Source organism: Glycomyces salinus, from assembly GCF_016428645.1.
Classification (GTDB): domain Bacteria; phylum Actinomycetota; class Actinomycetes; order Mycobacteriales; family Micromonosporaceae; genus Glycomyces; species Glycomyces salinus.
This window is the reverse complement of the sequence record NZ_JAELXW010000006.1, coordinates 173,534-180,296: the sequence shown is the minus strand read 5'-3', so window position 1 is coordinate 180,296 and position 6,763 is coordinate 173,534. Positions and strand designations below refer to the sequence as shown.

Annotated in this window: 8 protein-coding genes and 1 tRNA gene; 5 read left to right on the top strand and 4 right to left on the bottom strand. The window is 64.4% G+C overall.

All coding sequences use genetic code 11. The annotated features are described in order from the left end of the window. Positions 1-122: 122 nt before the first annotated feature. The 4 genes from JFB92_RS03100 (at position 123) to JFB92_RS03085 (ending at position 3,097) form a co-directional block, all read left to right on the top strand. Positions 123-199 (top strand) — tRNA-Ile (locus tag JFB92_RS03100). A 487-nt stretch (positions 200-686) separates the two neighbouring features. Then, positions 687-839 (top strand): hypothetical protein, encoded by a 153-nt coding sequence (locus JFB92_RS03095; RefSeq protein ID WP_199034770.1) that lies wholly within the window; start codon positions 687-689, stop codon positions 837-839. A gap of 109 nt (positions 840-948) precedes the next feature. Further along, positions 949-1,218 carry a DUF397 domain-containing protein gene (locus JFB92_RS03090; RefSeq protein WP_233162209.1) on the top strand — a complete coding sequence of 90 codons (270 nt, stop codon included), beginning with the start codon at positions 949-951 and terminating at the stop codon, positions 1,216-1,218. A gap of 112 nt (positions 1,219-1,330) precedes the next feature. Next, complete coding sequence (locus JFB92_RS03085; RefSeq protein ID WP_199034768.1) at positions 1,331-3,097, top strand: pentapeptide repeat-containing protein; 1,767 nt, start codon at positions 1,331-1,333, stop codon at positions 3,095-3,097. A gap of 65 nt (positions 3,098-3,162) precedes the next feature. Here the strand turns inward: JFB92_RS03085 and JFB92_RS03080 are convergent, their stop codons facing one another. The 4 genes from JFB92_RS03080 to JFB92_RS03065 are packed head-to-tail and all read right to left on the bottom strand — an operon-like array spanning position 3,163 to position 5,780. Then, the gene (locus JFB92_RS03080) at positions 3,163-3,459 is read right to left on the bottom strand and encodes a hypothetical protein (protein WP_199034767.1); all 297 of its coding nucleotides are present in this window, start codon (positions 3,457-3,459) and stop codon (positions 3,163-3,165) included. After that, the gene (locus JFB92_RS03075) at positions 3,459-4,058 is read right to left on the bottom strand and encodes a DUF4258 domain-containing protein (protein WP_199034766.1); all 600 of its coding nucleotides are present in this window, start codon (positions 4,056-4,058) and stop codon (positions 3,459-3,461) included. The genes JFB92_RS03080 and JFB92_RS03075 overlap by 1 nt, the downstream gene beginning before the upstream one ends. Before the next feature lie 21 nt (positions 4,059-4,079). Beyond that, on the bottom strand, positions 4,080-5,354 hold the full coding sequence (locus JFB92_RS03070) for a helix-turn-helix domain-containing protein (protein ID WP_199034765.1): 1,275 nt from the start codon (positions 5,352-5,354) through the stop codon (positions 4,080-4,082). Positions 5,355-5,360: 6 nt separating this feature from the next. Beyond that, positions 5,361-5,780 carry an NUDIX hydrolase gene (locus JFB92_RS03065; protein ID WP_199034763.1) on the bottom strand — a complete coding sequence of 140 codons (420 nt, stop codon included), beginning with the start codon at positions 5,778-5,780 and terminating at the stop codon, positions 5,361-5,363. A gap of 169 nt (positions 5,781-5,949) precedes the next feature. Here JFB92_RS03065 and JFB92_RS03060 point away from each other — a divergent pair, with 169 nt between their 5' ends. Next, positions 5,950-6,759 (top strand): TauD/TfdA family dioxygenase, encoded by an 810-nt coding sequence (locus JFB92_RS03060; protein ID WP_199034761.1) that lies wholly within the window; start codon positions 5,950-5,952, stop codon positions 6,757-6,759. Positions 6,760-6,763: the final 4 nt, after the last annotated feature.

The following is a 6,763-nucleotide window of genomic DNA, read 5'->3' as shown; positions in this document are numbered from 1 at the left end:
ATTGACCGTGTCGCAGGGGTTTGTTGACGGTCTCGGGACTCGGGTGATGACACACGGCACGTGGCACGGAGCTGATAACTCTGAGGTCTATCCGGCCCCGGACAACTGAAGAACACAAGCACGGGCGTATAGCTCAGGCGGTTAGAGCGTTGAGCTGATAACTCAAAGGTCCCTGGTTCGAGTCCAGGTACGCCCACCAAAACCCCAGGTCAGAACCCAAATTCATGGTTTTCTGGTCTGGGGCTTTTCTGTCCCCATCGGGCAATCGGGGACGATCGGCAGTTCACCTATGTAGTGACTAGTCCCGATGTCCTCGCAGGCCCGAGGAGCCCGTTGGTACCGGATTTGAGTCAGATTTGAGTCATCGGCCCTGGAAGTAGACTTGAAAATTCTTATCTACTATGGAACAAGGGGGTTTTGTCTAGTTGTGGGCAATTCCCTGGAGTCATCCTGCCCGGCCTGGCGACATGATTCAAGCCACATACGGCGTCGATGTGCGGGTTCGTCAGGTTTGACCGTGCCTGTTGCTGCGGCTGCCCCACGAAGTTCGCAGATCCGATATTGTCGGGTACCCGACAGTTCAACATGCGGAGGACGATCCCCCTATGCTTCCCACCATCAGCACCGATGGCCCCAACGTCACAATTGGTGAGGTAACCCGTGAGGTTCGGCCCGGAGACGGCCCCGTGACGATCGAAGGATGGAAGGTCACCCGCTCCGATACGGGCGGCTTCACCTTCGAACCACCGAAGACCAACCCGAAGTTCCAGAACAACGTCCACGGCAACGTCGGCACCTTCATGCAGGCGAGCGACATCGGCCACCTCGACCTCAGATAATCGAGACGGAGGCCCACCGGCATGGTGGAGGTTCACCGTGACGGTGGCTCTCCACCGCCATGCCTAATGGGTCTCGTCGCTGGGACGTACCCTGGAACTCGTGGTAGATATGCGAGATCACCCGCTCAAAGGCGAATTCGACCCCGCCACCGCCAAGTGGAAGCGGACGCCGACCGTCAGCGGTGCTGAAGGCACGCTCGAGATCGGTTACGGCGAGAACGGCCTGATCGGTCTACGGCTCGCGGATCAACCCGAAGGTGTCATCCTCATCTACACCCCCGAGGAATGGGACGCATTCCTCGAAGGCGTCCGGGACGGCGAATTCGATCTGGAGTCGATGTTCCAAGACCTCTCTGCAGGTTCTCAGACCGACCGGTAAGCGCGCTTGAACAGTCCGGTTCCTAGATATGCCCTACCCTGGGAAGATGCCCCCTCAACCGCCCCAAGGCGGCGTTCGCGCATTCGCGAAGTCGAGCAACATACGAACCGCCGTGATCGCCGTAGTCGCCATTGGTTTCATCCTCGTGGCAATCTACGTCTCCTATCTCATCCTCGCCGCACCCATCCCTGATACCCCGCCCGCGACCACCGAGACAAGCCAGAGTTCCCAGGATGCCGCGAGCCAGGACACCGACCGGGAGCTTGCGATCGCGCAGATGCGGGCCGAAGCCCGCCGAAACGCACTCGCGGCCGGTGCGGGGTTCGTCGCGATCGCTGGCCTGATCCTGGCTCTGCGCCGACAGCAACACCACGAGCGGTCCACCGCTAACACCGAGGACGACGCGCTTCAACGCCGGATCACCGACGCGCGCATTCGCGCCGTCGAGCAACTCGGCTCCGACAATCCCGCCGTCCGCATCGGCGGACTCCACAACCTCGAACGCATCGGCCAACAGCACACCGACCTCCGGCAAGTCGTTCTGGACGAGATCTGCTCCTATCTCCGGCTGCCCTACACGCCCACAAGCACCGAGCCGAGCGCACCGCTTCCGGCTCGCCAGTTCGAACCCGTCGGCCCCCCACCCGCCGAAGCCACCACTGACGAGGGAGAACGCGAGGTACGCCTGATCGCCCAGGAGATCATGCAGCGCCACCTGAATCCCAATAGGGAAGACCTCTACTGGGAACACTCCCGCCTGAACCTGCGAAACGCCCGGCTCGACAACCTCCTGTTCAGAGGCTGCCACTTGACCTGGGCCGACTTCATCAACGTGACCTTCGGCGGCGGCGCGGACTTCGGGGGCGCGAGCTTCGAAGGCGGCGCGGACTTCGGGGGCGCGAGCTTCGAAGGCGGCGCGGACTTCCGGGACGTGACCTTCGGCGGCGCGGACTTCGGGGGCGTGACCTTCACCAGTGCCGCGTTCTTCCAGAGTGCGACCTTTACCGGCGGCGCAGACTTCTGGGACGTGACCTTCACCAGTGCCGCGTTCTTCCGGGACGTGACCTTCGGCGGCGGCGCAGACTTCCGGGACGCGACCTTCACCAGTGCCACGTACTTCTGGGACGTGACCTTCGGCGGCGGCGCGGACTTCCGGGGCGCGACCTTCAGTGCCGACGCTGTCTTCCGGGGCGCGACCTTCACCGGCGACGCGGACTTCTGGGACGTGACCTTCACGGGCGACGCGCACTTTCAGCTCGCGAGCTTCGAAGGCGGCGCGAACTTCAGGGGCTCGACCTTCACCGGCCACACAGTCCTCCCGGGCGCGACCTTCACGGGCGACGCGCACTTTCCGCTCGCGAGCTTCGTAGGCGGCGCGGACTTCCGGGACGTGACCTTCGCCAGCCTCTCGGTCTTCCGGGGCGCGACCTTCCCCGGCGTCGCGGACTTCTGGGACGTGACCTTCTCGGGCGACGCGCACTTTCAGCTCGCGAGCTTCGAAGGCGGCGCGAACTTCTGGGGCTCGACCTTCACCGGCCACACAGTCCTCCAGGGCGCGACCTTCACGGGCGACGCGCACTTTCAGCTCGCGAGCTTCGAAGGCGGCGCGAACTTCTGGGGCTCGACCTTCACCGGCCACACAGTCCTCCAGGGCGCGACCTTCACGGGCGACGCGCACTTTCAGCTCGCGAGCTTCGAAGGCGGCGCGGACTTCCGGGACGTGACCTTCGACAGCATCATGGTCTTCCGGGGCGCGACCTTCCTGGAGACGGTCCCGCACCAGTTTCCTGATGGTTGGGTCTTGGAGCCAATCCCTACGGATCCGAGACGGAGCCGTCTAATACGCACCGCCGAGACACCGCCGCCCGCCGCACCGTGAATTGCTTCAGAACCCAGACGAAACCTGACATTGGCGGCACCGTGTGCCGGTAGCGAACCGGGTGATTAGGTGAGGAGTTCCTCGATACCGCCGAGCATGCGGTCGACCTCAGCTCGCTGGTCTGAAGTGAGCGGGAAGTCGCGGCCGTGCCGCTGCACCACCTCGCCCGTGGCGAGCAAGCCGTAGTAGGTGTCGAGCTCGTTGTAGAGCTCGTAGGCCTTATCCCAAACCTCCTCGGGCTGCAACTCTTCGAGCATGGGCAGTAGGCTCCCGACGAGGTCGTTCAGGGTGGTCGTGCCGGACCGGTATTTCTCGATGGCCTCGCGGATCGATGCGCGCACGCGTTCCTGGGTAGTGTCCATTACCTCGCCCATCCTGGGGTTCTCGACTGTCGCCGGACGGTGACGACGTCTCCGGCCGTGTTGGTCACAACGTGGATCTTCGCCTCGGCGTCATAGTAATCAATCGTGCCAGGCCGCGTGCCGGGCCGATTCTTCCCATCCGTGATCGCCCGCTCGATCTCTGGTGCCGAGACGTTGCGGGTGGGATCGGCCATGCGCTCTTGTGCGTGAATCGAATAGAGCCGGCCACCGATCTCGCGCGGTGCCATCGGTCCGCTCGAAGACTCTGGTGATGGAGCGGTGGTTTCGGGTGGTGCCGGGCTGCTGGCCCCGGCGTTGGTGCCGGCCCTCGGTGCGCCTTGTAAACCGCGAGTTGCTTCGGCTTGCTGCTGGATCTCGCTGAGCAGTTCCTGCAGTTGTGCTGCTGCGGCGAGTGCTTCGGATTCGAGCCGCTGACCGACGGCGTTGATCTGGTTGGTCTTGCCCTCCAAGCCCAACTGCGCCAGTTGCCCGGACAACTCATCGCCGGAGGCTTTCGCGCTGCTGGTCGCGGTAATGACGGATTCGACGGCCTCGGCTGCCGCGCCGATGGCGGCGCTGAACTCATCGATCGAAGACATTCAGGGGTGGCCCTTCCTAGATCAATCTTGCTGTGGAATGCGGTGATCGTGTGTACCAGGTTTGGCCGCCGCGAGTTCACCCAGTGCGGTGCGGCTGTCCATTGCTATTGCTTCGAGACTTGGTGAGACCTTGGCGAGGCGAGCGATCCGCTGGAGCTGCTGGGGCAGACGGCAGGCCCGTGCCTCGTTGACTGCCTGCGGTAGCAGCCTTGCGGCATCCTCGGTCGCACCGGTTTCAGCCAGCACTTCGCCCTTGGTGATCATGGCGATCGCACGCCATTGCGGTGCTGAGCCGGCAGCGCCTTCGATCGGTACTTCAAGGATCCGGGCGGCTTCGCGCTTCCGGCCCAAGTGCAGCAGGCCCCGAAGGTGCACCTCAGCGACGATCGCACCGTTGAACAGTGCCGAAGGCGCGGTGGTGTCGGCCAGCCGCCGGGCGTCGGCTACGACCTCGTCGAACAGCTCCGGCGCGTCGGCTTCGGCCGCTGCTCGCGCCAGCGCGGTCAGTACGGTCGGTTTCAGGTCGTTGTGTGCGAGTTCAGCGCTTTGACGCAGTCGCCGGATCGCCCCTTCGAGGTTGCCGGCTTTGCGCAGTTCGTTGCCGTGGCTGCGCAGCGCTCGCGCGTGGAGGTCGGCGTCGCCGAGTCGTTCGGTCAGCGCGAGGGCGCGGCCGGTCCACCGGGACGAGACTGCGAGGCCCTGGGCCGGGAGGATGTCGCCGAGGTAGACCCCGAGCGCGCTCCGGGCTCTAGCGAGCAGAGAGACCATCCCCGGATCGATGTAGCCGTGCTGAACGCGGTCTTCAAGCTTCTGGATGAGCGGCCACAGTTCGTTCAGCGCCGCGGCAGGGCGTCCGGCGTTGCGGGCGACTGCGGCCAGGCGCAGGGTGGCCTCGCCGAACTCCAGCATGGTCCGGTAGTCGCCACTCTGCTCGTCGGTGACGCCGAGGACGTGCGGTGCGAGCCCGAGGTAGTCGGCGATGCGGCGGCGGTCGGCGAGGTTGGTGATGTCTCGGCGGTTGTTCTCGATCTTCGAGAGGTAGGTGGTTGTGTACCCCAGCGCGTCTGCGATCTCGGCCTGCTGTGTGCCGGTGATTGAGCGCCAGGTCCGCAGGATCAGTGAGAGCCGGCCAGTGGCGAGTGCTGCTTGAGCTCGAGGTTGCAACCAGGCCAGCACAGCGACGCGGGCCGGTCCCGCCCCTGGAAGGGCGGGCATCAGACCATCGGCTGCACGACAGGCCACGCAGGAGCTTCCGTCATGCAGCTCGGTCCCGCAGGTGCCACAGACCAGCGCCATCGCGCATCACTCCAGCCCCTGCATCCGGCACCACTTGTCGACGGCGATCTTGTAGTCCTCGGGCATGTTGAGGTCGGGTACCTCGGCGGGCTTGAAAAGTCGAGCTTCTTTGTGCTCGTGGCTCACTCGCGGGGGCTTGTCGGAAAGGACCGGGCAGCCGTAGGCCACCACGAAGACGTCCACGCCTTCCTTGATGTGGTAGAGCCAAGAGTGGAGGATGTCGGCGACCGCGACGTTCCAGCCGGTCTCCTCCTGGATCTCTCGCGCCAGGCAACTGGTCGGGGTCTCGTCTATCTCGATCTTGCCGCCGGGAAGCTCGAATTCGTCCCTCTCGTTCCGCAGCAGGAGAATCTCGCCGCCCCAGGCGGCGACGCCCTTGATCGAGACCGGGAATCGCGCTGGCTGCCAGGCGGGTTGATCGCTCATCGTGGCTCCAGAACCTCGGAGTGGAATCGGGTCCTTTTGGACGCTAGCACGTGCGTTCAGTAGAAGCACCATCTGAGAAGCGCGATCGGGTTGACAATCTGTCAACCTCCGTCCGCGCAGCTCAGGCCGATGTTGACTACGTGTCAAGTGCAGAGTCTTGCAGTGCGGCATGACCACCACCGACAGTGGAGTGAGCACGGCAATCGGGAGGCAGCACATGTCCGAGTTCGAACACTTCTACGTCGACCATCAGCAGCCTGCGGCCGTCGTTGAGGCTCTGAGGGATCGCGGCATCGTGACGTTCGCCGGCATCGCCGATCGAACACAGCTCACCAGGTTTGCCAGTGCGTTCATGATTTCAAGGGGCCATCGGGACGCCGACGCCGACCATGTCACAGGCATCCGTCCCGATGAAGACCTAGTCCAGCGCGCGGCCGGAGTCGGGTTCAGCAGGGCTGCGGTCCGCCCGCACACCGAGGGGTCGAGTCTTCCGAATCCCCCACACCTACTCGCCCTGGCCTGCGTCAGCCCCGCACCCATCGGCGGTACCACGGTGGTGATCGATGGAGCGGCGGTCTACCGCCACCTCCAAACCCACGATCCGCAGGCCGCGGAAACCCTCTCCCAGCCAGAGGCTGTCAGGTTCGGGGCCGGTGCGTTGCCGGCGGCAACGTTCGAGCTCCTCGCGAGGGACCACGTCGCGATGCGCTACCGCGCCGACGACTTGGTCGAAGTGGCCTCAGATGCTCGGCGCGCGTGGGAAAGCCTGCGCGAAGCCCTGCTCGAACATCAGATCCGCTTCAAACTGTGCGCAGGCCAAGGTCTCGTCCTCGATAACACCCGCTGGTTGCACGGACGAGCTGCGTTCGAGGGCGACCGCCTGTTCAACAGGGTCGTCGGCGACCCACGGTCCGAAGCTCGGCTTCCGATTGGGTTCACCAAGAACGAAACGCGTTCAACGATCGGAACGGGCGGATAGATGA

Excerpts from the sequence above, each read along its gene's own strand:
- JFB92_RS03065 (WP_199034763.1), bottom strand. The coding sequence starts at position 5,780 with ATGAGCGATCAACCCGCCTGGCAGCCAGCGCGATTCCCGGTCTCGATC.
- JFB92_RS03080 (WP_199034767.1), bottom strand. The coding sequence starts at position 3,459 with ATGGACACTACCCAGGAACGCGTGCGCGCATCGATCCGCGAGGCCATC.
- JFB92_RS03075 (WP_199034766.1), bottom strand. The coding sequence starts at position 4,058 with ATGTCTTCGATCGATGAGTTCAGCGCCGCCATCGGCGCGGCAGCCGAG.
- JFB92_RS03090 (WP_233162209.1), top strand. The coding sequence starts at position 949 with ATGCGAGATCACCCGCTCAAAGGCGAATTCGACCCCGCCACCGCCAAG.
- JFB92_RS03060 (WP_199034761.1), top strand. The coding sequence starts at position 5,950 with ATGACCACCACCGACAGTGGAGTGAGCACGGCAATCGGGAGGCAGCAC.
- JFB92_RS03070 (WP_199034765.1), bottom strand. The coding sequence starts at position 5,354 with ATGGCGCTGGTCTGTGGCACCTGCGGGACCGAGCTGCATGACGGAAGC.